Annotated in this window: 26 protein-coding genes; 15 read left to right on the top strand and 11 right to left on the bottom strand. The window is 72.5% G+C overall.

The features are described from left to right. On the top strand, nt 1–413 hold a 413-nt coding region (locus ACXJKG_RS08685; protein WP_456845361.1), incomplete at its 5' end, for an MmyB family transcriptional regulator. A gap of 1 nt (nt 414) precedes the next feature. Here ACXJKG_RS08685 and ACXJKG_RS08680 read toward each other — a convergent pair. Then, nucleotides 415–882 carry an NUDIX hydrolase gene (locus ACXJKG_RS08680; protein ID WP_456845360.1) on the bottom strand — a complete coding sequence of 156 codons (468 nt, stop codon included), beginning with the start codon at nt 880–882 and terminating at the stop codon, nt 415–417. Nucleotides 883–940: 58 nt separating this feature from the next. Between ACXJKG_RS08680 and ACXJKG_RS08675 the strand changes: the two genes are divergently transcribed. From ACXJKG_RS08675 to prpB, 4 genes are read left to right on the top strand one after another with little or no spacing between them, the layout of a single operon-like run. Next, nucleotides 941–1,417 (top strand): S-ribosylhomocysteine lyase, encoded by a 477-nt coding sequence (locus tag ACXJKG_RS08675; protein ID WP_456845359.1) that lies wholly within the window; start codon nt 941–943, stop codon nt 1,415–1,417. Then, on the top strand, nt 1,414–2,133 hold the full coding sequence (gene mtnN / locus ACXJKG_RS08670) for a 5'-methylthioadenosine/S-adenosylhomocysteine nucleosidase (RefSeq protein ID WP_456845358.1): 720 nt from the start codon (nt 1,414–1,416) through the stop codon (nt 2,131–2,133). The genes ACXJKG_RS08675 and mtnN overlap by 4 nt, the downstream gene beginning before the upstream one ends. A gap of 27 nt (nt 2,134–2,160) precedes the next feature. Beyond that, the gene (locus tag ACXJKG_RS08665) at nt 2,161–3,687 is read left to right on the top strand and encodes an MmgE/PrpD family protein (protein WP_456845357.1); all 1,527 of its coding nucleotides are present in this window, start codon (nt 2,161–2,163) and stop codon (nt 3,685–3,687) included. After that, a complete protein-coding gene (gene prpB / locus ACXJKG_RS08660) occupies nt 3,687–4,580 on the top strand; it encodes a methylisocitrate lyase (protein WP_456845356.1) in 894 nt (297 codons plus the stop codon). Before ACXJKG_RS08665 ends, prpB begins: the two co-directional genes overlap by 1 nt. A 9-nt stretch (nt 4,581–4,589) precedes the next feature. On the opposite strand, the gene ACXJKG_RS08655 is transcribed toward prpB, so the two are convergent. Beyond that, a complete protein-coding gene (locus ACXJKG_RS08655; protein WP_456845355.1) occupies nt 4,590–5,141 on the bottom strand; it encodes a TetR/AcrR family transcriptional regulator in 552 nt (183 codons plus the stop codon). Between the two features lie 75 nt (nt 5,142–5,216). Here ACXJKG_RS08655 and ACXJKG_RS08650 point away from each other — a divergent pair, with 75 nt between their 5' ends. After that, nucleotides 5,217–5,645 carry a tautomerase family protein gene (locus tag ACXJKG_RS08650; protein ID WP_456845354.1) on the top strand — a complete coding sequence of 143 codons (429 nt, stop codon included), beginning with the start codon at nt 5,217–5,219 and terminating at the stop codon, nt 5,643–5,645. A 107-nt stretch (nt 5,646–5,752) separates the two neighbouring features. Beyond that, complete coding sequence (locus ACXJKG_RS08645) at nt 5,753–6,871, top strand: bifunctional 2-methylcitrate synthase/citrate synthase (protein ID WP_456845353.1); 1,119 nt, start codon at nt 5,753–5,755, stop codon at nt 6,869–6,871. Here the strand turns inward: ACXJKG_RS08645 and ACXJKG_RS08640 are convergent. The 3 genes from ACXJKG_RS08640 to ACXJKG_RS08630 form a co-directional block, all read right to left on the bottom strand. Further along, entirely contained in the window at nt 6,792–7,892 is a 1,101-nt protein-coding gene (locus ACXJKG_RS08640) for a GtrA family protein (RefSeq protein WP_456845352.1), read from the bottom strand. The genes ACXJKG_RS08645 and ACXJKG_RS08640 overlap by 80 nt on opposite strands. A gap of 5 nt (nt 7,893–7,897) precedes the next feature. Next, on the bottom strand, nt 7,898–8,839 hold the full coding sequence (locus tag ACXJKG_RS08635) for a phosphodiester glycosidase family protein (protein ID WP_456845351.1): 942 nt from the start codon (nt 8,837–8,839) through the stop codon (nt 7,898–7,900). A 65-nt stretch (nt 8,840–8,904) separates the two neighbouring features. Next, nucleotides 8,905–9,495 carry a carboxymuconolactone decarboxylase family protein gene (locus ACXJKG_RS08630; protein ID WP_456845350.1) on the bottom strand — a complete coding sequence of 197 codons (591 nt, stop codon included), beginning with the start codon at nt 9,493–9,495 and terminating at the stop codon, nt 8,905–8,907. Between the two features lie 107 nt (nt 9,496–9,602). Between ACXJKG_RS08630 and ACXJKG_RS08625 the strand changes: the two genes are divergently transcribed. Continuing rightward, entirely contained in the window at nt 9,603–10,289 is a 687-nt protein-coding gene (locus ACXJKG_RS08625; protein WP_456845349.1) for a hypothetical protein, read from the top strand. A 14-nt stretch (nt 10,290–10,303) separates the two neighbouring features. Here the strand turns inward: ACXJKG_RS08625 and ACXJKG_RS08620 are convergent, their stop codons facing one another. Next, nucleotides 10,304–10,573 carry an acylphosphatase gene (locus tag ACXJKG_RS08620; RefSeq protein WP_456845348.1) on the bottom strand — a complete coding sequence of 90 codons (270 nt, stop codon included), beginning with the start codon at nt 10,571–10,573 and terminating at the stop codon, nt 10,304–10,306. Next, on the bottom strand, nt 10,570–10,893 hold the full coding sequence (locus ACXJKG_RS08615; RefSeq protein WP_456845347.1) for a cupin domain-containing protein: 324 nt from the start codon (nt 10,891–10,893) through the stop codon (nt 10,570–10,572). Before ACXJKG_RS08615 ends, ACXJKG_RS08620 begins: the two co-directional genes overlap by 4 nt. A 62-nt stretch (nt 10,894–10,955) precedes the next feature. Between ACXJKG_RS08615 and ACXJKG_RS08610 the strand changes: the two genes are divergently transcribed. Both ACXJKG_RS08610 and ACXJKG_RS08605 read left to right on the top strand, forming a co-directional pair. After that, complete coding sequence (locus tag ACXJKG_RS08610) at nt 10,956–11,675, top strand: Clp protease N-terminal domain-containing protein (RefSeq protein ID WP_456845346.1); 720 nt, start codon at nt 10,956–10,958, stop codon at nt 11,673–11,675. A gap of 45 nt (nt 11,676–11,720) precedes the next feature. After that, nucleotides 11,721–13,031, top strand: coding sequence for an NYN domain-containing protein (locus ACXJKG_RS08605; RefSeq protein ID WP_456845345.1), 1,311 nt, complete (start codon nt 11,721–11,723; stop codon nt 13,029–13,031). 1 nt (nt 13,032) lies between these two features. Here ACXJKG_RS08605 and ACXJKG_RS08600 read toward each other — a convergent pair whose 3' ends face one another. Continuing rightward, the gene (locus tag ACXJKG_RS08600; protein ID WP_456845344.1) at nt 13,033–13,767 is read right to left on the bottom strand and encodes a GntR family transcriptional regulator; all 735 of its coding nucleotides are present in this window, start codon (nt 13,765–13,767) and stop codon (nt 13,033–13,035) included. A gap of 154 nt (nt 13,768–13,921) precedes the next feature. On the opposite strand from ACXJKG_RS08600, the gene ACXJKG_RS08595 reads away from it, so the two are divergent. The 5 genes from ACXJKG_RS08595 (at nt 13,922) to ACXJKG_RS08575 (ending at nt 18,728) form a co-directional block, all read left to right on the top strand. Beyond that, nucleotides 13,922–14,782 (top strand): class II fructose-bisphosphate aldolase, encoded by an 861-nt coding sequence (locus ACXJKG_RS08595; RefSeq protein ID WP_456845343.1) that lies wholly within the window; start codon nt 13,922–13,924, stop codon nt 14,780–14,782. Further along, entirely contained in the window at nt 14,779–15,555 is a 777-nt protein-coding gene (locus tag ACXJKG_RS08590; RefSeq protein WP_456845342.1) for an HAD-IA family hydrolase, read from the top strand. The genes ACXJKG_RS08595 and ACXJKG_RS08590 overlap by 4 nt, the downstream gene beginning before the upstream one ends. A 16-nt stretch (nt 15,556–15,571) precedes the next feature. After that, nucleotides 15,572–16,192, top strand: coding sequence for a dihydroxyacetone kinase subunit DhaL (dhaL, locus tag ACXJKG_RS08585; RefSeq protein ID WP_456845341.1), 621 nt, complete (start codon nt 15,572–15,574; stop codon nt 16,190–16,192). 71 nt (nt 16,193–16,263) lie between these two features. Further along, complete coding sequence (gene dhaK / locus ACXJKG_RS08580; protein ID WP_456845340.1) at nt 16,264–17,259, top strand: dihydroxyacetone kinase subunit DhaK; 996 nt, start codon at nt 16,264–16,266, stop codon at nt 17,257–17,259. 179 nt (nt 17,260–17,438) lie between these two features. Further along, nucleotides 17,439–18,728: a glycoside hydrolase family 6 protein gene (locus tag ACXJKG_RS08575; protein WP_456845339.1), complete on the top strand. Its 1,290-nt coding sequence runs from the start codon at nt 17,439–17,441 to the stop codon at nt 18,726–18,728. Nucleotides 18,729–18,760: 32 nt separating this feature from the next. On the opposite strand, the gene ACXJKG_RS08570 is transcribed toward ACXJKG_RS08575, so the two are convergent. The 3 genes from ACXJKG_RS08570 to ACXJKG_RS08560 all read right to left on the bottom strand — a co-directional run. Next, the gene (locus tag ACXJKG_RS08570; protein WP_456845338.1) at nt 18,761–19,897 is read right to left on the bottom strand and encodes a PP2C family protein-serine/threonine phosphatase; all 1,137 of its coding nucleotides are present in this window, start codon (nt 19,895–19,897) and stop codon (nt 18,761–18,763) included. After that, nucleotides 19,878–20,690, bottom strand: a complete 813-nt coding sequence (locus tag ACXJKG_RS08565; protein WP_456845337.1) for an alpha/beta fold hydrolase — start codon at nt 20,688–20,690, stop codon at nt 19,878–19,880. Before ACXJKG_RS08565 ends, ACXJKG_RS08570 begins: the two co-directional genes overlap by 20 nt. Nucleotides 20,691–20,739: 49 nt before the next feature. Then, nucleotides 20,740–21,585 (bottom strand): DUF222 domain-containing protein (locus ACXJKG_RS08560; RefSeq protein ID WP_456845336.1); only part of this gene is annotated, 846 nt, incomplete at its 5' end.

The following is a 21,585-nucleotide window of genomic DNA, read 5'->3' as shown; positions in this document are numbered from 1 at the left end:
ACATCATCTGGCTCCGGTTCCTGGGCACGCCCGACCCGCGTCGCAGCCGCGTCGCGATGGGTGACGAGGAGCGCGCCGCGACCGAGGCCCAGTCGGTGGCCACCCTGCGGGCCACCGCCGCCCGTTACCCGCGGGACCCGTCGGTGCGCGACCTGGTCAGTGAGCTGCGCCGCGGCAGCCCGCGCTTCGACGAGCTGTGGCGCGCCGGCGGCTCGTCGACGTCCTGGCCGTTCCAGGGCAAGACGATCGACCACCCGAGCCTCGGGCTGATCCGCCTCGACTGCGACGCCCTGCACGTGCCGGACAGCGACCAGACCGTGATCGTGTACTCGGCCGAGCCGGGCTCGCCCGACGCCGACTCGCTGGCGCTGGTGCGGGTGCTGGGCACGCAGTCGATGAGCACCGCCGGCTGACTCAGACCCCGAACGCCGCCGGCCCCTCGGGCGCCAGCGCGCGGGCGATCCGCGCGTGCATCTCCGCCGACATCGGCGGCAGCGCGTCGAGGGCGAACCAGGCCGCCTCGGTGTTCTCGCCGTCGGCGGGGAACGGCTCGCCCGAGACGTAGCGGAACCGGAACGTGTGGTCGAGGAACTGCGCGCGGTCGCCGTTGTCCCAGACGGTCGGCGGCAGCACGTGCACCCAGGCGAGCCGCTCGGCCACGGCAACGACGGACGCCTCCTCGAGGACCTCACGGGCGCCCGCGACGGCAGGCTCCTCGCCGGGGTCGACGATGCCCGTGACCGGCGTCCACTCACCGTTGTCCGCACGGCGGACCAGGAGGAGCTCGTCCCCGCGCACGACGACGGCGGTCACGCCGGGCAGCCACAGCGACTCGTGACCGACGAAGGCGCGCAGCGCGAGGATGAACTCGGGGGTGGGCACGGGCCGATCGTACGAGGGCGGTTCGGTGGCCGGCCCGGGGAAGGGGACAATGGGGCACATGAACCAGCCCCGCATGAACGTCGAGTCGTTCAACCTCGACCACCGGACCGTGGCCGCGCCGTACGTGCGCCTGGCCGACACCAAGCACCTTCCCGCCGGTGACGTGATCCAGAAGTACGACGTCCGGTTCACGCAGCCCAACGTCGCGCACCTCGAGATGCCGACGGTCCACTCGCTCGAGCACCTGTTCGCGGAGCACTCCCGCAACCACTCGGACCGGGTCATCGACTTCTCGCCGATGGGCTGCCAGACCGGGTTCTACCTGATCCTGCAGGGCGAGTGGGCGTACGACGACGTGCTCGGCCTGGTCCAGGACACGCTCACGGACATCACGACGGCGACCGAGGTCCCCGCCGCCAACGAGGTCCAGTGCGGCTGGGGCGCCAACCACACGCTCGAGGGCGCGCAGGACGCGGCACGGACGTTCCTGGCGGCCCGCGAGGAGTGGGCGCAGGTCAGCGCAGCCACGGCATGATCGCCGTCGACGCCGTCATCGTCACCGCGATGGCCGACGAGTCCGCCGCGTTCCTCACGCGTGCGGACGTCGTCGGCGACCCGACCGCGATGGGCCACGCCGAGCACCGGCTGCTGACCATCTGCGGCCGGCAGGTGCTGCTGGTGCAGTGCGGCATCGGCCTGGTGAACTCGGCGACGGCGGCGGCGGTCGCCATCCAGGGCACGCACCCGCGCGCGGTGATCAGCGCGGGCAGCGCGGGCGGCGTGGGCCTGGACGTCCGGGTCGGCGACGTGGTGGTCGGGTCCGAGTACGTCTACTCCGGCGCCGACGCCCGAGCGTTCGGGTACGAGCTGGGCCAGGTGCCCGGCATGCCCGAGGTGTACGAGGCGGAGCAGATCCTGCACGACGCCGCCGCGACCGCGAGCGTCGACCTGCGCATCCTGTCCGGGACCGTCCTGTCCGGGGACTCGTTCATCGACGCCAGCCGGATCGACCGGATCCGCGCGGCCTTCCCGGGCGCCATGGCGACCGACATGGAGTCGGCGGCGCTGGCCCACACCGCCCACCTGTACGGCGTGCCGTTCCTGTCGGTCCGCGGCATCTCGGACCTCTGCGGCCCGGTGGCCGGCGCCGACTTCCTCACGCACGTGGACGACGCCGCGGACCGCTCCGCGACCGTCGTCATCGAGGTCCTGCGACGGCTCGCCGTCGGGGACATGGCCCACGCACGCTGACCGACAGCCCCCACCAGGAAGCGACCCATGACGCAGAACCACCCCGTCCGCGTGCACCCGAGCGCCGACCGCCTGGCGCGCACCGACCAGCTCGCCTGGGCCATCGCCGAGGTCGCCGCCGACCCGGTCGCCGTGCCGGACGAGGTGGTCGACATGATCATCAACCGCGTGATCGACAACGCCGCGGTCACCGTCGCGTCGCTGACCCGCACTCCCCCGTCGGCCGCCCGCGCGCAGGCCCTGGCCCACCCGTACGCAGGCCCGAAGCACGGGGCGACGGTCTCCGGCGTCGCGCCCACCAGGGTCGTCAGCCCCGAGTGGGCGGCCTGGGCCAACGGCGTCGCCGTCCGCGAGCTCGACTACCACGACACGTTCCTCGCGGCCGACTACTCGCACCCCGGCGACAACATCCCGCCGATCGTCGCGGTCGCCCAGCACACGKGCCGTTCGGGCCAGGAGCTGGTCCGCGCCATCGCCACCGGCTACGAGATCCAGGTCGACCTGGTGCGGGCCATCAGCCTGCACGCGCACAAGATCGACCACGTCGCGCACCTGGGCCCGTCGGTGGCCGCCGGGCTCGGCACGCTGCTCGGCCTGTCCCCCGAGGTGATCTTCCACGCGGTCGGCCAGGCGCTGCACACCACGACGGCGACGCGGCAGTCGCGCAAGGGCGAGATCTCGAGCTGGAAGGCCTACGCGCCTGCGTTCGCGGGCAAGGTCGCCATCGAGGCGGTCGACCGCGCGATGCGCGGCGAGACGTCGCCGACGCCCATCTACGAGGGCGAGGACGGCGTCATCGCGTGGATGCTGGACGGGCCCGACGCCGCGTACGACGTGCCGCTGCCGGCCCCCGGCGAGCCCAAGACGGCGATCCTCGACACGTACACCAAGGAGCACTCGGCGGAGTACCAGTCGCAGGCGCTCATCGACCTGGCCCGGCGCCTGCACGGCGAGCGCCCGGACCTCACGGACCCGGCGAACGTGGCGTCGATCGTCATCCACACCTCGCACCACACGCACTACGTGATCGGCTCGGGCGCCAACGACCCGCAGAAGTACGACCCGACCGCGTCGCGCGAGACGCTCGACCACTCGATCCCGTACATCTTCACGGTCGCGCTGCAGGACGGCGCCTGGCACCACGTCGACTCGTACGCGCCGTCGCGCGCGGGCCGGGCGGACACCATCGCGCTCTGGCTCAAGGTCACGACGACCGAGGACCCGGAGTGGACGCGCCGCTACCACTCGACGGACCCGGACGAGAAGGCGTTCGGCGGCCGGGTGGTCATCACGACCACGTCGGGCGAGGTCGTGGAGGCCGAGATCGCGGTCGCCGACGCCCACCCGCTGGGCGCCCGGCCCTTCGCCCGGGAGCAGTACGTGGCGAAGTTCCGGACCCTCGCGGCTGGCGTGCTCGACGGCGCGGAGATCGAGCGGTTCCTCGACGTCGCCCAGCGCCTGCCCTCCCTGACGGCCGACGAGCTCGCCGGCCTCACCGTCGTCGCCCCCGCCGGTCTGCTCGACACGGTGGTCACCCCGGAAGGACTCTTCTGATGCTCTACGCGACGACCACCGCGGCGGACAAGCGCGTCGCGCTGCGCGAGGGCCTGGCCAGCGGGCGGCTGCTCCGGCTTCCCGGCGCGTTCAACCCGCTCTCGGCTCGGCTGATCGAGGCCAAGGGCTTCGACGGCGTCTACGTCTCGGGCGCGGTGCTGGCCGCCGACCTGGGCCTGCCCGACATCGGCCTGACCACCGCCACGGAGGTCACCCAGCGGGCCGGCCAGATCGCCCGCATGACGGGCCTGCCCGCGATCGTCGACGCCGACACGGGCTTCGGCGAACCCATGAACGTCGCGCGGACCATCCAGGGCCTCGAGGACGCCGGCCTGGCCGGCTGCCACATCGAGGACCAGGTCAACCCGAAGCGGTGCGGGCACCTCGACGGCAAGGCCGTGGTCGACGAGGACACGGCTCTCAAGCGCATCAAGGCGGCCGTCGACGGGCGCCGGGACCCCAACTTCCTCGTGATGGCCCGGACCGACATCCGCGCGGTCGACGGGCTCGCCGCGGCGATCGACCGGGCGAAGGCACTGGTCGACGCCGGCGCCGACGCGATCTTCCCCGAGGCGCTCACCAGCCCCGAGGAGTTCGCGGCCGTGCGGGCCGCGGTCGACGTGCCCCTGCTGGCCAACATGACGGAGTTCGGCAAGGGCGAGCTGCTCACCGCGCAGCAGCTCGAGGACATCGGCATCAACCTGGTCATCTACCCGGTCACGCTGCTGCGCCTGGCGATGGGCGCCGCGATGCGCGGCCTCGACCAGATCCTCACCGAGGGCACGCAGGCCGGGCTGCTGGACCAGATGCAGACGCGGGCCGAGCTCTACGAGCTGCTCGACTACGAGTCCTACAACCACTTCGACGCGGACGTGTTCAACTTCCGCCTCTGAGGCTCCGGGTCAGCCGCCCACCAGCGCGCGGAGCTGCGCGTGCACGGTCTCCAGCGGCTCGAGGTCCCGGGCGGCCCGCGCCAGCACGACCGCGCCCTCGGTCGACGCGATCACCAGCGTCGCCACGGCGCGGGCGTCGCCGGCCAGGCCCGCCTCGCTCAGCAGCTCGGCCAGCCGGTCCCGCCATGCGCGGAAGATCGCGGCGGCCTGGTCGAGCCGCTGCTCGTCGTCGTCGGTCACGACCGTGCCGAGCACCGAGCAGCCGACCCCGAACGACGAGCGCACCAGCACCGCGCGCCACATCGCGACGAAGCCGTCGAGCACGTCGAGCGCCGACCCGCCGGCCAGGTGGTCGAGTCCCGCGACGGCACGGGCGCCGGCCAGGGCGACGGCCTCGGCGACCAGCTGGTCCTTGCCCTCGGGGAAGTGGTGGTAGATCGACCCCCGCGGCGCGCCCGAGTGCGCGAGCACGTGCGCGAACGACGCACGGCCGACCCCTCCCCGCGCGAGGAGCACCGTCGCGGACTGCACCATCCGGCTGCGCGGATCGTCGGCTGCCATGCCTCTTCCCTTCTGCCGCCCGGCGATTATGATGATCGTCATAGTACCCGTGCAGGTCGCTCCGGAGGTTCCGCCATGCCCATGATCGACGTCTACGCCGCCGCCGGGACGTTCCCCGACACGCACGCCCTCGCCGCGGAGCTGGCCCGGACGGTGATGGAGGTCGAGCAGGTGCCCGACATCCCGATGTTCCGGCAGAACACGGCCGCGTTCGTGCACGAGCTCCCCGCCACCGCCCTGGCGAACGTCGACGGCGACAGCACGTACGTCCGCGTCCAGGTGCTCACCAACGCCGGCGCCCTCGACCGGGACAAGCAGCTCGCGGTCGTGCGCCGCCTGACGGACGCCGTCGTGGCCGCGGCCGGGGACCCCGGGCTCGCGGAGCGGACATGGGTGCTGCTGACCGAGGCGCCCGCCGGTGGCTGGGGGCTGTGGGGCCACGCGCACACCAACGACGAGCTCGTGGGGGCCGCCCGCGCGCAGATCGCGAGCCTGCAGGGCTGACGGTCCTTCTGCTCCGACGGGCGGGTTCGAGTGGCGATGCGGGCGGTCGATGGGGGCATGATGCTCCAGTCACGAGCATCACCATCACCGCCGATGGAGGCACCTGCATGACCGAGTCCGACGTCCAGATCCACAAGGGCCTGGCGGGGGTGGTCGTCGACACCACCGAGATCTCCTCCGTGGACGCCGCCAGCAACTCGTTGCTCTACCGCGGCTACCCGGTGCAGCAGCTGGCCGCGCAGCGCTCGTTCGAGGAGGTCGCGTACCTGCTCTGGCACGGCGAGCTCCCCGACGCCGCACAGCTGGCCGAGCTGCAGGCGGCCGAACGGTCGCAGCGGGCCCTGGACGACCGCGTCGTGCAGGCCGTCCGGTCGCTGCCGACGACCTGCCACCCGATGGACGTCGTGCGCACCGCGGTCAGCGTGATCGGCGCGCACGACCCGCGCGCCGAGGACTCGTCGCGCGAGGCCAACCTGGCCAAGTCGATCAGCCTGCTCGCGCAGCTGCCCGGGATCGTCGCCCTCGACCAGCGCCGGCGCCGCGGGCAGGAGCCCGTGGAGCCGCGCGACGACCTCGGGTTCGCGGAGAACTTCCTGTGGGTCACGTTCGGCGAGGTGCCCGACCCCGTCGTGGCGCACGCGTTCGAGGTGTCGATGGTGCTGTACGCCGAGCACTCGTTCAACGCCTCGACGTTCACCGCCCGGGTCATCGCGTCCACGCTCTCGGACCTGCACTCGGCGGTCACGGGAGCCGTCGGCGCGCTCAAGGGGCCGCTGCACGGCGGGGCCAACGAGGCCGTCATGGAGACGTTCGCGGAGATCGGCACGGCCGACCGGGCAGCCGCCTGGCTGGACGACGCCCTGGCGAGCAAGCGCAAGATCATGGGCTTCGGCCACCGGGTCTACAAGCACGGCGACTCGCGCGTGCCCACGATGCGCGAGTCGCTGGTGACCCTGGTCGAGCACTACGACCGCCCGGACATGCTGGACCTCTACGACGCCCTCGAGTCGGCGATGACCGAGCGCAAGAACATCCTGCCCAACCTCGATTTCCCCACCGGCCCGGCGTACCACCTCATGGGCTTCGACACCCCGACGTTCACGCCGCTGTTCGTCGCCAGCCGGGTCACGGGCTGGACCGCGCACGTCATGGAGCAGCTGGGTGCGAACTCACTGATCCGACCGCTGAGCCAGTACGTGGGGCCGGCGCGCCGGGACGTGCCCTGAGCCCGGCGGCCGGGGCCGCGAAGACGACCGTGCGCTGCAGCTGGTAGCTCGCGGCGAACAGGGCCGCCTCGGTGAGCACCTTGGCGGGCAGCAGGGCCAGGCCCAGGCCCGTCAGGGCGGTGAGCACGCCGAAGTTGGCGGCCAGGAGCGTCCCGGCGAGCACGCCGTACTGGGCGGCGGCGGACCGCAGGGACTTGGCCCGGCCGCCGGCGAACACGAGTCGACGGTTGGCGACGAAGTTGACGGACGAGCTGAGCCCGCGCGCGACCAGCACCGACGGCAGCAGCGCGCCGGTCAGCGCCATCATCGCGAGCAGGGCCACGGTGTCGACCAGGAATGCGGCGAACGACGACAGGGAGAACCGGAGCAGCGGCGCGTACACGCGGGCCGAGTCGACGACCGGCCGGAAGTGCGACGACGCGTTCTCGTCGAGGTAGACCGTCTCGATCTCGACCTCGTCGACCTCGATCCCGTCCTGCGACGCGCGCAGCAGCAGGTCGAGCTCGTACTCGAACCGCTCGCCGTCGACCCCTTGCAGCCAGCCGAGCATCGACGCCGGGTATCCGCGCAGGCCGGTCTGGGTGTCGTGCACCGGGAGCCCGGTCGCGGTCCTGACCAGCACGCCGGTCACCGAGTTGCCCAGCCGGCTGCGCAGCGGGACGCGGCCCGTGAACCGCCGGGCACCGAGAACCATCGCGCCCTGGGCGTGCGCGACCCGGTCGGCCACACGGAGGATGTCGGCCACGAGGTGCTGCCCGTCGCAGTCGGCGCAGACGACGTCCTGCCCGGCGCACCGCTCGGCCAGGTACGCGAACCCGACCTTGAGCGCGTGGCCCTTGCCGCGGTTCACGGGGTATCCGACGACCGTGGCGCCCAGGGCCTCGGCCTGCTCGAACGCCCGGGCGTAGGCCGGACCGCTGCCGTCGTCGACCACCAGGACGGGAAGGTCGGCGCTGCGCAGGGCGGCCACCAGGACGGGCAACCGCACGTCGGGCTCGAAGGCGGGGATCAGCACGTACATCGTCGTCAGCCCGCGATGTACAGGATGTCGGAGGTGCCGCGCTCCTGGCCCTTGCCCAGCGGGTTGTTCACGACCGCGCCGTCGAAGTACATGGTCGACGAGCCCCCGCCGTCGATGTTGTACGCCGTCTGCGCTCCCAGGCCCTGCATGATCTCCGCCAGCCCGGTCATGGTCACGCCCTTGCTGTACCCGGGGCTGCGGCCGTCGACCACGACGAGCACGAGGTGGTTGTCGTCGATCACGCCGACGGCGGTGCGTGGCTGCTCACCCTGGATCGAGTGGTTGCCGACGTTGGTGTCCACCTCGACGTCCTCGATGCCGGACACCACCTGCCCGCCCTCCAGGAGCGCGGGCCCGAACGAGAGGGTGTTCCAGACGCCGGCGGCGACCAGCTCGTCGGCCGTCGTGGCCGTCTCGTCGTAGACCTCGACGTGCCCGTCCGTGTAGAACGCGAGGCCCTCGCGCGCGCCCTCGTCGCGGTAGATGACGCCGTTGCGGATGACGATGCCGGTGTCGCGGAACCCGTAGTAGTCGCCGTTGATCGCGAACACCGCTCCGTTGTCCGTCGCGATGTCGGAGGTGTCCTCCGTGATGTTCAGGCCGAACTCGTTCTGCGCGAACGCCGAGCGCAGGGCCGTGGCGTCGGTCAGCGTGACGTCGGCGACGTAGTACGTCACCGTGTCGTCGCCCGTGCCGGTGGTGACGGTGGAGATCGAGATCCCCGCGGACGACGACTCGTAGCTGGTCGAGCTGATGACCGCGTCGTCGTCGCCCGTGGTGCTGCTCGACGTCGCGCCCTGGCTGGCCTCGTACGCCTGGACGTCGGAGATCTCGACGTGCTCGATGACGAACCGGTCGAGCGCCCACGCGCCCGCGCCCACCACGGACAACGAGAGCGCCAGCGTGCCGACGAGGACGGTGCGGCGGATCGGGGTGCGCTTCTTCATGCCCCTTGTCTAGGCAGCGGGTCTGTCGGCGCTCCGTGCGGACGCTGTGCGACCACTGTGCGCGCTCACGCCGACGCGATCGGCCTCCCGACCGTCAGGGCGTCCCTCATCGACGCGTCCAGACCCGCGTACTTCGCGTCCGGCTCGGCCCCGACCGAGTCGAGGACGGTGCTGAAGAAGCACCGGGCGGCCGCGGCGAGGACGACGTCGAACACGTCGTCGTCGGCGAACCCCAGCGAGCGCAGCTCGTCCAAGTCCTCGGGCCGCAGGTTCGCCGCGCCCGCTGCGACCTTGTCGGCCAGCCGCGCGACCGCGAGGTCGACCTCGGTCAGCTCGGCGGAGTCCGTGCCCAGCGCCAGCGCGCGGACCGCGTCGACGCTCATGTGCGTCGTAGCCAGCGCGGCGCCGTGCGCGAGCGAGCAGTAGCTGGACCGCAGGCGGAGGGCGGCGGCGGTGGTCGCGACCTCGTACCGCCGGGCGTCCATGCCCTTGATCGCGCCGTTCAGCCCCTGCCACGCGCGCAGCACCGAGGGCCGCTGGGCGAAGACGCGCGTGTAGTTGGCGACGTGTCCCAGCGTCGCGCGGTCCTTGTCGAACGCGGCCGCCACCTCACCGGTGGGGTCGTCGTCCTCGCTCGCCTCGCGGATCCAGCTCATGCGTCCTCCCGGGTGYGTCCTGTCGATCATGGCTCCGGGAGCGAGCGCACGTCGAGGATGATCGTCCTGCCGGACTGCCGGCCGTCCGAGCGGGCAGAGTGGGTGCCGTGCCCCCTCCCGCCGCTCCTGCCCTCGCCGCTGCGAACAATGCCGCCTGGTGCGACCTCGTGGTCCGCGCGACGGGCGCCCCGACGACGTCCCGACCGGGCCTGTGGTCGACGCCCCGCCGCTCCCCCGACGCCTACCCGGACGCCGTCACGCTGCGGCCCGGCGCGCCCGCGGCCGAGGTGCTCGCCGCCATCGACGACTCGGCCGGCGCGTCGGTGAAGGACTCGTTCGCCGACCTCGACCTGGCGCCGCTCGGCTGGTCGGTGCTGTTCGAGGCCCAGTGGCTGACCCGTCCGGCCGGGTCTCCGACGAGCCTCAGCCTGGCGTGGCGCRCGGTTGACGCGGTGACTCTCCCGGGGTGGCTCGCCGCGCACGGGTCGTCCGCGATCACCCCTGCCGTCCTCGACGACCCCGCGGTGCGGCTGCTGATGGCGCAGGACGCGGAGGGGCCCGTCGCGGTCGCGGCGCTCAACCGCTCGGGCGCCGGCGCCGGCACCGTCGTCGGCGTCTCGAACGTCCGCGCGCTGCGGATCGAGCCGGAGGTCGTCTGGTCGGAGCTGACGACGGTGGCCCGCCGCGAGCTCGGACCGTTCYCGCTGGTCGGCTACGAGTCCGGGCCGGATGTCGTCCCGCCGACCAGCGTCGGATTCGAGCCCGTCGGCCGCCTGCGCGTCTGGCTGCGGTGACGACGGGCGATCCGCTACGGCTCGATCGCGAACCCGGTCAGCCCCTCGGGTTCCTCGTTCGTGACGTCGACGCCCGACACCCCTGCCCCGCCCGGTCCGGAGCGGCACCACTGCTCGAGGGCGTCGACGGCCTCGTCGGCGCCCTCGAGCACGGCCTCCACGGTCCCGTCGGCGCGGTTGCGCACCCAGCCCTGCACCCCGAGCCGCCGCGCCTCGCGGGACAGGGACCAGCGGTAGCCGACGCCCTGCACGAAGCCGTGGACGACGACCCGGTGGCGGATCATCGCGGCCCCTCCGCGTTGCTGTACTCGGCCGGGCCGAAGACGACGAGGACGTGCAGGTCCTCCACGACGTCGACGAACCGGTGCGGCTCGAGCGCCGGCACGAACGCGACCGTGCCCGGGCCGACGTCGACGGTCAGGTCCGGGGTCCACAGCCGCGCCCGGCCCCTCAGGACGACGTAGACCTCGTCCTCGGTGTGCGGCTGCTGCCCGTCGTCGTCGCCGACCCGCAGCACGTAGGTGCCCACGCTCAGCGCGGGGACGCGCAGGTGCTCGGTGTACGCGGCGGGACCGGCGGCGCCGGCGTCGGGAAGCAGGTGCATGGCCCCAGTCTGCCCGTCAACCCTAGGTTGACGACCGACCATCGTCAACCTAGGGTTGACGCATGACGACGACCCGCCTCCAGAACCCTGTCCGGCTCGACGACCTCATCGACGCCATCACCACCACCCAGCCGACCGTCCTCGACCAGCTCTCCACCGCCGTGCTCACCGCCCAGAGCCTGGGCGACATCGCCGACCACCTGATCGGCCACTTCGTCGACCAGGCCCGGCGCTCGGGGGCGTCGTGGACCGAGATCGGCGCGAGCATGGGCGTCACCAAGCAGGCTGCCCAGAAGCGGTTCGTCGCCAAGGACCCGGGCGAGCCCACCGCCGCGCAGGGCTTCGGCCGGTACACCGAGGCGGCCCGCAACGTCGTCGTCGCGGCGCAGAACGAGGCGCACGCCGCGGGCGGCACCGAGATCACGCCGGCGCACCTGGCCCTGGGGCTGATCGGCGCTCCGGACGACCTGGCCGCGCGGGCCGTCGCCGCGCAGGTCACGTCGCTGGCCGACGCCCGCGCGACCCTGCTCGCCGGGCTGCCCCCCGCGGCCTCCACGGTGCCCGCCCTCGTGCCGTTCGACGCCGCCGCCAAGAAGGCGCTCGAGCTGACCTTCCGCGAGGCCGTGCGCTCGGACGACGAGAGCGTCGACACCGGGCACGTCCTGCTCGCGCTCCTCGAGGCCGACGGCGGGACCGGTCCGGTCGCCGTCCTCGGGCTGGACAAGGCCGCCGTCGAGTCGTTCCTGCTGGCCGAGCGGCCGGAGGCCGACGCCGCGGAGTAGGCCCGTCGGTACGCGTCGGTCCGCGTCAGCAGGGAAGATGCTCGGGTGACCTCCTCGAGCGTGACCCCTGCCGACCGGACCGACGCCGCTCGGCGCTTTCGGACCGCCCTGTTCGTCGACTTCGACAACGTCTACATCGGCCTGCAGCGTCTGGACCCCGTGGCAGCCGAGGCGTTCGCGACGAACCCCGCCCACTGGCTGAGCGAGCTGGAGGCCGGCAGCGACTCCGAGGGCGACTTCACGCGCCGCTTCCTCATCCGCGCCTGCTACCTCAACCCGTCGAGGTTCTCGCAGTTCCGGCCCAACTTCACGCGCGCCGGCTTCCAGGTGGTCGACTGCCCGTCGCTGACCCAGCAGGGCAAGAGCAGCGCCGACATCAACCTCGTCCTCGACGCAGTCGACGCCCTCGCCGCGCCGACGCAGTACGAGGAGTTCGTCATCGTCTCCGCCGACGCCGACTTCACCCCCCTTGCCCTGCGCTGCCGCGCCGCCGACCGCCGCGTCACGATCATCACCGCCAGCCCGGCCGCCAGCGCCTACCGGTCCGTGGCCGACGCCGTCGTCACGGCCGACGAGCTGGCCGACCTGGTCACGCAGACCGCGTCGACCCTGGCCGTGGAGAGCACGGTCGCCGTCGCCGCCGAGGTCCCGCCGGCCGATGCCGCACCCGCCGCGACCGCGCCCCCGGCGCGCGCCAAGAAGGCCGTCGACGCGCCCCCGGCCAGCTCGCCCGCCCGCAAGGCCGTCCTGCAGCGCGTCCGGACCGCCGACCGCCCCGTCCCCCTGGGCACGATCGCGCAGCTGGCGCAGAAGACGGAACCGTCGCTGCCGGAGACCCGGTGGGCGGGTGCCGGGGGCTTCCTGCCGTGGCTGGCCAAGAACGTGCCCGAGGTGGGCGTCTCGTCCCGGCCGCCGGGCTTCGTCTGGGATGCCAACCGCTTCGGCGAGGCCGACCTGCCCGGTGCGGTCGCCGACACGTCGTCGAGCGCCCTGCAGCGTCAGGTCGTCGCGGTGACCGACACCCCGGGCCTGAGCCAGTCGAACTACCGCGTGCTGCTGACGGCGCTCGCCGCCGACCTCGCGGCGCACCCGTTCGACCGCGCCGAGACCTCCAGGCGTGTCCGGGACGCCTGCCAGAAGGCCGGCGCGCAGGTCGGCCGCTCCACCGTCAACTTCGTCATCGGCGGCATCATCTTCGCCGGCCTCGAGCTCACGCCGACGACCGGTGCGGGCGACCTCGCACTGGCGTGGACCGAGAACGTCGTCGGCCTGTGCCGCGGCGCCCGCATGCAGCTCAGCCCCGGCGACGTCGCGGCCATCGGCGCATGGGTCGGCGGCGGGCTGCTGGAGGACTGACTCACCGGTCGTAGTCGAACCGCAGCCGCATCCGGTCCCCGCGGAACACGATCGACGAGTACTCGAACGGCCGCGAGAGGGCGTCGAAGATCACGTCCTGCAGCTGCAGGGCCGGCTCGCCGCGACGCATGCCCAGGTGCTTGGCCTCGGCGGTGCTCACGGCGACGGCCTCGAGGTCCTCGCGCACGTGCTTCATGGGCAGGCCGTACTGCTCCTCGAGCACGACGCACAGCTGGTTGGCGACGACGTCGTGCCCGTCGAGCCCGGGCGCGAGCCGGGCGGGGACGTACGACCGGTGCAGGCTGATGGGCTCGCCCTGGACCGACCGGACGCGCACGACGACATACGTCTGGTCGTCGTCGGCCAGCGCGAGCCGCTCGCGCACGCCCTGGGACGGGGTCTCGAGGGACAAGGACACCAGCCGCGTCGACGTCTCGTACCCGAGGCCCTCGAGCTGCTCGCGGACGCCGCGGTAGGCGGGCGAGATCGCGTTGATCTTCGGCGTCGCCACGTAGGTGCCCTTGCCGGGCACGCGGACCAGCAGTCCGTCGGCGACGAGCTTGGTGAGGACCCCGCGGACCGTCATCCGGCTCAGGCCGAACATCCGGTTGAGCTCGTTCTCCGACGGGATCCGCTGACCCGGTGCCCACTCGCCGCTGGCGATCCGCGCGTGCAGGATCGTCTCGAGCTGCGCGTAGAGCGGCACCGCCGACTCCCGCTCCAGGACCTCCGTCATGGGCCCAGGGTTCCACGGATCTCGCTCGTCTGGTCGTTCATGAGTAGACCTGTCTAGACTGCGGACAGATCGGGACGATGCGGTCCTGGTCGGCCGGGAGACGTCAGCTGACGTCCGCCCGGTCACGCAGGGCCGCTCCCCGGGAGGGCTGAGCATGATCTCGTCGACGCTGGCGATGACGCGGGCCGCACGGGAGCACGGGTACGCGGTGCCGGCCGTGAACATCCTCGACGACCTGAGCCTGCGCGCCGTGATCGCGGCCGCGGTCGCCACGAGCTCGCCGATGATCATCCAGATCTCCGTCAAGACGGTCCGCTCGATCGGCACCGACCTGATCACGACGATGTTCCGCTCGGCTGCCACGGACGTCCCGGTGCCCGTCGCGCTGCACCTCGACCACTGCCCCGACCGCGCCGTCATCTCCGACGTCGTCCGCGCGGGGTGGCAGTCGGTGCTCTTCGACGCGTCGAACCGCGACCTCGAGACGGCCGAGCGGGAGACCGCCGAGGTGGTCGCCGAGGCGCACGCTGCGGGCGTCGACGTCGAGTCCGAGCTCGAGAACATCATCGGCGTCGAGGACGGGGTCGGCTCGGACGTCTCCCTGCACTCCTACGACGTCSAGACCCTCGCGGCKGTCGCSGAGCGSACGGGSGTCGACCTGCTSGCMCCGCAGCTSGGCACSGCGCACGGCGAGTACAAGGCRCAGCCGGTSCTGCTSCCSSARCGSGTMCGCGAGCTCGCCGCGCTCACCGACCGCTCGATCGTGCTGCACGGCGGGACGGGTCTGTCGCCCGACGACTTCGCGACGTTCATCGCGGCCGGCGTCTCCAAGATCAACATCTCGACCGGCGTGAAGGTCGCCTACATGCGCTCGGCGGAGAAGCACCTCGCGGAGGCGCGCGCCCGCGACAAGTGGGACCCGCCGTCGATGTTCCGGGACATCTCCGACGCCGTGCAGGCCGCGATCACGCTGCACATCGAGGAGTTCGGCGCGGCAGGGAAGGCGGCGACATGAGCCCCGCCCTCGTCTTCGACTGCGACGGCGTGCTGGCCGACACCGAGCGCGACGGCCACCTGCCGGCGTTCAACCGGACGTTCGCCGAGGCCGGTCTGCCGATCCACTGGAGCGAGGAGGAGTACGGCCAGCTCCTCGCGATCGGCGGCGGCAAGGAGCGCCTGGCGACCGTATTCACGCCGCTGTTCGTCGAGACCGCGCACCTGCCGACGGACCCGGACGAGCAGAAGGAGCTCGTCGCGCAGTGGCACAAGGCCAAGACCGCCTACTACACGGAGATGGTGGCCGACGGCGTGATGCCGGGGCGGCCGGGGATCGCGCGGATCGTCGCGGCGGCCCACGAGGCCGGCTGGCGGCTGGCCGTCGCGTCGACGTCGGCCGAGGCGAGCGTGCGGGCCGTGCTCGAGCACGCCGTCGGCGCCGACCTGGCCGCGCAGTTCGCCGTCTTCGCCGGGGACGTCGTGCCCGCCAAGAAGCCGGCGCCGGACATCTACCTGCTCGCGCTGCGCGAGATGGGACTCGGGCCGGCCGACGTCGTCGTCGTCGAGGACAGCGCCAACGGCCTGCGGGCGGCGCTCGGCGCCGGGCTGCGCACGATCGTGACGGTGAGCAGCTACACCGCCGATGAGGACTTCACCGGGGCGTCCCTCGTCGTGAGCTCGCTGGGCGACCTCCCGGACGACCCGGCGACCGTCCTGGCCAACCCGCACGGACTCACCATCGACGGGCAGGTCGAGCTGGCCCACGTCGAGCACCTCCTGACCACCCCCTGAGAGAGAGCGAACAACCGTGTCCGATGCCCGCGTCGAGTCCGTCGTCCGCACCATCGCCCAGACCTGCATCGAGAACGAGAAGTACTTCGGCGACCTGGACTCCGTCGTCGGCGACGGGGACTTCGGGTTCTCGCTCGCGCGCGGGTTCGAGAACGTGGACGCCCAGTGGGACACGTTCGACCGCACCGACACCGGCACGTTCCTGCAGAAGGTCGCCATCGTCATGACCGGCCGGATCGGCGGGACGTCGGGACCCATCTGGGGCACCGCGTTCCTGCGTGCGGCGGGCCAGGTCAAGGGCAAGCAGGGGGTCACGGGCGACGACGTCGTGCTGATGCTGCGGGCAGCCATCGAGGGCATCAAGGCGCGCGGCGGCGCCGACCTGGGCGAGAAGACGCTGCTCGACGCGCTCGCGCCGATGACCGACACGATCGAGAAGGAGCTCGCCGCGGGCTCGTCGGCGGCCGACATCGCGCGCGCGGCCGCCGTGACCGCGCGCGACGCGGCGGAGGCGACCAAGCCGATGCAGGCCCGCCGCGGCCGCGCCTCGTACACGGGCGAGCGCTCCATCGGCTCCGTCGACCCCGGCGCGATCGCGGTCGCGGTGCTGGCGGAGCGGGTCGCCGACACCTGGTGACACACGACGTCCGCGCTCCGGGGGCGGCGCGGCGGCAGGTCTGAAGAACACGACGATGTGGAGGAACGACTGTGAAGAAGTTCGTCAACGACCCCAAGAACTTCGTCCCCGAGATGCTCAAGGGCATCGCGCTGGCCAACCCCGACACCCTGCGCTACGTCCCCGAGTACAACCTGATCATGCGGGCCGACGCCCCGAACCACGACAAGGTCTCGATCATCCAGGGGTCCGGGTCCGGTCACGAGCCGGCGCACGTGATGGTCGTCGGCAAGGGGATGCTGGACGGGGCCTGTCCCGGGGACGTGTTCGCCGCGCCGCCCATGGAGTACGTGCTGGAGACGGCGAAGCTGCTGGCCTCCGACAAGGGCGTCCTGCTGCTGGTGAACAACTACACCGGCGACAAGATGGCGTTCGAGATGGCCGCCGAGCTGGCCGAGGCCGAGGGCCTCAACGTGAAGACCCTGTTCATCAACGACGACGTCGCGGTCAAGGACTCCACCTGGACGGTCGGCCGACGCGGGGTCGCGGGGAACTTCTTCGTGATGAAGGCCGTCGGTGCCGCGTCCGAGGCCGGCGCCTCGCTGGAGGAGCTGGTACGGATCGGCGAGAAGGTCAACTCCGTCACCCGGACCATGGGCATCGCCCTGACCGCGTGCACTCCGCCCGCGAAGGGCTCCCCGCTCTTCGAGCTCGGCGACGACGAGATGGAGATCGGCGTCGGCATCCACGGCGAGCCCGGCCGTCGTCGCGCCAAGCTGGTCAGTGCCGACGAGATCGTCGACGAGCTGCTCGGTGCGGTCGTCCCCGACCTGCCGTACTCGTCCGGCGACGAGGTCGCGCTCATGATCAACGGCCTGGGTGGCACCCCGATCAGCGAGCTCTACCTGCTGTACGGGCTGGCGCACGAGAAGCTCGCCGCGCAGGGCATCACGGTCGGACGCAGCTACGTCGGCGAGTACTGCACCTCGCTCGACATGGCCGGCGCGTCCCTCACGCTGGTCCAGCTCGACGACGAGATCAAGGAGCTGCTGCTGGCGCCGGCGGAGATCGCCAACCGGGTGTTCTGAGCCTCGGCGGTCACGCGCGGCGGGCCTCTGTCCGTCCGCCGCGCGTCGCGTTCCGTTGCGTCTCGTCATTCTTTCCTTACCGGTACACCTTGTGCTCGTGCGTCCGGATTGTCATGCTCTGCGGGACGGCTCAGGCCGCCGAAAGCGAACGGTCATCCGACAACGACGTAGGAGACTCCGTGTCCAGACCCTTGCCCCGCACGCGCTCGATGCTGCTTGCTGCCGTCAGTGTGGTAGCGCTCTCACTCGCCGTCGCGGCCCCCGCCGCCGCGCACGACGGGCGCGGCCACCACACCCCGCCGCCCGCCACGCGCCTCTTCACTCCCCCGCCGGACACCGGCGCCGTCCAGCAGATCAAGCAGCTGGTGAAGGCGCACGAGTGGTCCGACGCGGCAGCGCTCACCACGATGGCCGCGACGCCGCAGGCCGTCTGGTTCACGTCGGGAACGCCCAAGGACGTGAAGAAGGCCGTCCAGAAGACGATGCTCCAGGCCAGGATCACGCACTCGGTCCCCGTGCTGGTTGCGTACAACCTGCCGTTCCGCGACTGCGCGCAGTACTCCGCGGGCGGCGCGGCGGACACCGCCTCGTACCTGGCATGGATCGACGGGTTCTCGGCCGGCATCGGCGACGGGCAGGCCATCGTGCTGCTCGAGCCCGACGGCCTCGGGATCATCCCCTGGTACACCTCGATCAACGGCGCGAAGGAATGGTGCCAGCCCGCCGAGCTGAACTCGGCGACCGCGGCCTCCGACCGGTTCGCTCAGGTCAACGGCGCGGTCGACCGGCTCACCGCCCTGCCGAACACCTCCGTCTACCTCGACGGCACGCACTCCGGCTGGCTCGGCGTCGGCGACATCGCCGACCGGCTGCACAAGGCGGGCGTCGAGAAGACGGACGGCTTCTTCCTCAACGTGTCCAACTACGAGACGTCCGAGCGCCAGGTGAAGTTCGCCTCCTGGATCTCGCAGTGCCTCTGGTACGGCACCAACCCGGCCGAGGGCGGCTGGCGCATCGGCCACTTCGACTACTGCAACTCGCAGTACTACCCGGCCGACCCCGCCGACTTCAGCACCTGGACGCTGACCGACGCCTGGTACACGGAGAACGTCACCAACGGCCCCAACCCGCCCAGCGGGCCCGACGTCCTGACGCACGCCGTGATCGACACCAGCCGCAACGGTCAGGGCCCGTGGACCGCACCCGCCGGCAGCCCCGCCGGTGACCCGCAGGTCTGGTGCAACCCGCCCGGACGCGGCCTCGGACTCAAGCCGACGCTCACCACCGGCAGCCCGTACGTGGACGCCTACCTCTGGGTGAAGATCCCCGGCGAGTCCGACGGCCAGTGCACGCGCTGGGCCCCCGCCGGAGGTATCGACCCGGTGCGCGGCTACGCCGACCCGGCCGCCGGCGACTGGTTCCCGCAGATGGCGCTCGAGCTCGTGCACAACGCGAACCCGGGGCTGTAGCCCGAGCGTTCGCGGGGTGCCGGCCGGGGCGACTACTCGTCCCGGCCGGCGCCCGCCCACGAGGCCACCAGCACGCATACGTCGTCGCGCTCCCCGCCCGCGTGCGCCAGCAGGTCCGTGACCAGCGAGGTCACCGAGCCTGACGGTTCGAGCAGGTCGGCGGCGGCCTCGGCGAGGACGTCGAGACCCTCGGCGAGGGGTCGGTCCCGCCGCTCGACCAGGCCGTCCGTGTAGAGCACGAGCAGGTCGTGCGGCTCGAGGCTGATCTCGGCCTCGACCCGGTGCGTGCCGACGCCCATGGGCGTCGACCGCCCCTCCCAGAGGAACTCGTGCGCGCCGGACGCCGTGAGCCGCAACGGCGGCAGATGGCCGGCGCACGCGTACCGGACGCGGCCGGTGCCCAGCTCGACCTCGGCGTACGCGATCGTCGCCATGAACCCGACGCCGGCCTGCTCGACGAAGCGGTCGAGCCTCGAGAGCAGCGCGGCGGGCCCCACGCCCGGACCGGCGATGGCCCGGACCGCGCTGCGCAGCTGGCCCATCGCCGTGGCGGCCCGCAGCCCGCGGCCGACGACGTCGCCCACGACCACCGCGAGCACGTCGCCGTCGAGCACGAACGCGTCGTACCAGTCCCCGCCGACCTCGAGCGCCTGCACGCCTGGCCGGTACTCGGAGGTCACCGAGAACCGGCTGCCCGTCGGCAGGTCGGTGGTGAGCAGCGCGAGCTGCAGCTCGTGGGCGACCAGGGCCTCCTGCGCTGCAGCGCTGTCCGCGGCTGCCCGGGCCGCGAGCAGCTCCCGCTCGTAGCGGGACCGTTCCGTCGCACGGGACATCGCGACGTCCACGCCACGGACGGCGCCGTCGTCGGACGTCCAGGCACAGGCCGACATCAGCACGGGCACCCGCCCGCCCGGCCCGCGGAGCTCGACCGCGACCTCGTCGATCCGGCCCTGCATGTGCAGGAGCGGGGACAGGTGGGTCTCCCAGTAGATCCGGCCGCCCACCGACAGCAGCTCGCTGAGGCGCGTCGCGCCGACGAGGGTCCCGGCCTCGCGTCCGACCAGGTCGAGGAACATCCGGTTGGCGTCGACGATCAGACCCCCGCCGTCGAGCCGCAGCAGGGCGACGGGTGCGACGTCCCAGGCGTGACTACGTCCGGACGGCGGCATGGGCGAGGTAGGCCGTGATGGCGGCGACGACCTGGTCGGGCGCGCTCAGGTTGGGGCAGTGCCCGACGGCGTCGAGGAGGACCAGCTCGCTGTCCGCGAGGTGCTCGTGCACGTAGCGCCCGACCGCCGGCGGCGCGATGACGTCCTCGCGGCACTGCAGGACGAGCGCCGGGGTGGTCACCGCCGCCAGGTCCGCGCGGTTGTCGGACAGGAACGTGGTGCGCGCGAACCGCTTCGCGATCGCCGGGTCCGTCCGGCAGAACGAGTTGGTCAGCTCGTCGCCCAGCTCGGGCCGGTCCGCGTTGCCCATGATCACCGGCGCGATGAACGCCGACCAGCCGAGGTAGTTGTCGTCCATGGTCTCGAGCAGCTCGTCGATCTCGACGGCGCTGAACCCGCCGCGGTAGCCGTCGTCGTCGACGTAACGCGGGCTGGGGCCGACGAGCACGAGCCGGTCGAACAGGTCCGGGCGCCGGACCGACGCGAGGGCGCCGATCATCGCGCTGACCGAGTGCCCGACGAACACGGCCGGACCGAGGTCGAGCTCGTCGAGGAGCTGGACGACGTCGTCCGCGTAGCCGTCGAGCGTGGCGTACCGCTCCGGGTCGTACGCCGAGAGGTCCGAGCCGCCCGCTCCCACGTGGTCGAACAGCACCACCCGGTGCGTCGCCTCGAACGCGGGCGCGACGAACCGCCACATGCTCTGGTCGCACCCGAACCCGTGCGCGAACACCATCGCCGGCGCACCCGGCACGCCCGAGAGCACGACGTTGTTCCTGGTGAGCACGGCCATGGGTCGAGAGTAGGCCGCCGCGAGCCGCGATCGAGCCGTCGACGAGCCGTCAGAACGGTGGGGCGCCCCAGTCGCGGGGCGGTGGCGGAGGGAGCGGCGGTCGGTGGCGCTGGGACGACGCCGCCGCGAGGACGGGCTGTGGATGTCGATCGCGCGTGAGACCGAGCGGGCTGGTCCACGTGGAGATGCCGGAGGACCGGTCGTAGGTGACCTTCCAGCGGCCCTCCGTCTTGGCCTGGTGGTGGTGCCGGCACAGGCAGTGCAGGTTCGCCTCGCAGGTCTGGCCGTCACCGGGCCGGCTGTGGTCGTAGGGCTCGCGGTGGTCGAGGTCGCAACGCACGGCAGGCTGCCGGCACCCCGGGAAGGTGCAGGTCTGGTCCCGCACCTGGACCAGGCGCGTGAGGTCGGCGCCCGGCCGATAGGTCGCGGATCCGACCTCGCACACCTGACCCGCGGGGTCGGTCAGCACCCGGCGCCACGTGCCGTCCTGCGCGATCTCACGCGCCATCGACGCGGGGATGGGACCGAACGAGCCGAGGTAGCCCGGATCGTCGTCGAGCCCCAGGAGCGTGGTCGCCGCGACGGTCAGCTGCACCGACACGCGCCGGCCGCCCCGCGTCGGGAGCGGCCGACCGTCGGGCGTCGACTGGCGGTCGAGGATGCCCAGGAAGATGTCCGCGAACGCGTCCGCCCGCCGCTGGTCCGCGGTGCGCTCGTCGCCGTCGACGCGTGAGGTGCCCGCGAGCGCGTCCACCGTGGTGAACGCCGCGAGCGCCTGGTCGGCCGGCAGGTACGCCCCGATCCACGCCATCGAGTCGAGCGCGGGCGTCAGCTCGACGCGCCGGTCGTCGCGCCCCCGGGCGGCGCGACGCCGGGCCGCCTCGTCGTCCGCGCC

Source organism: Cellulomonas sp. P5_C6 (genome assembly GCF_054049635.1).
Note: the sequence above shows the minus strand (reverse complement) of the source record. Positions and strands in the feature narration are given on the sequence as shown.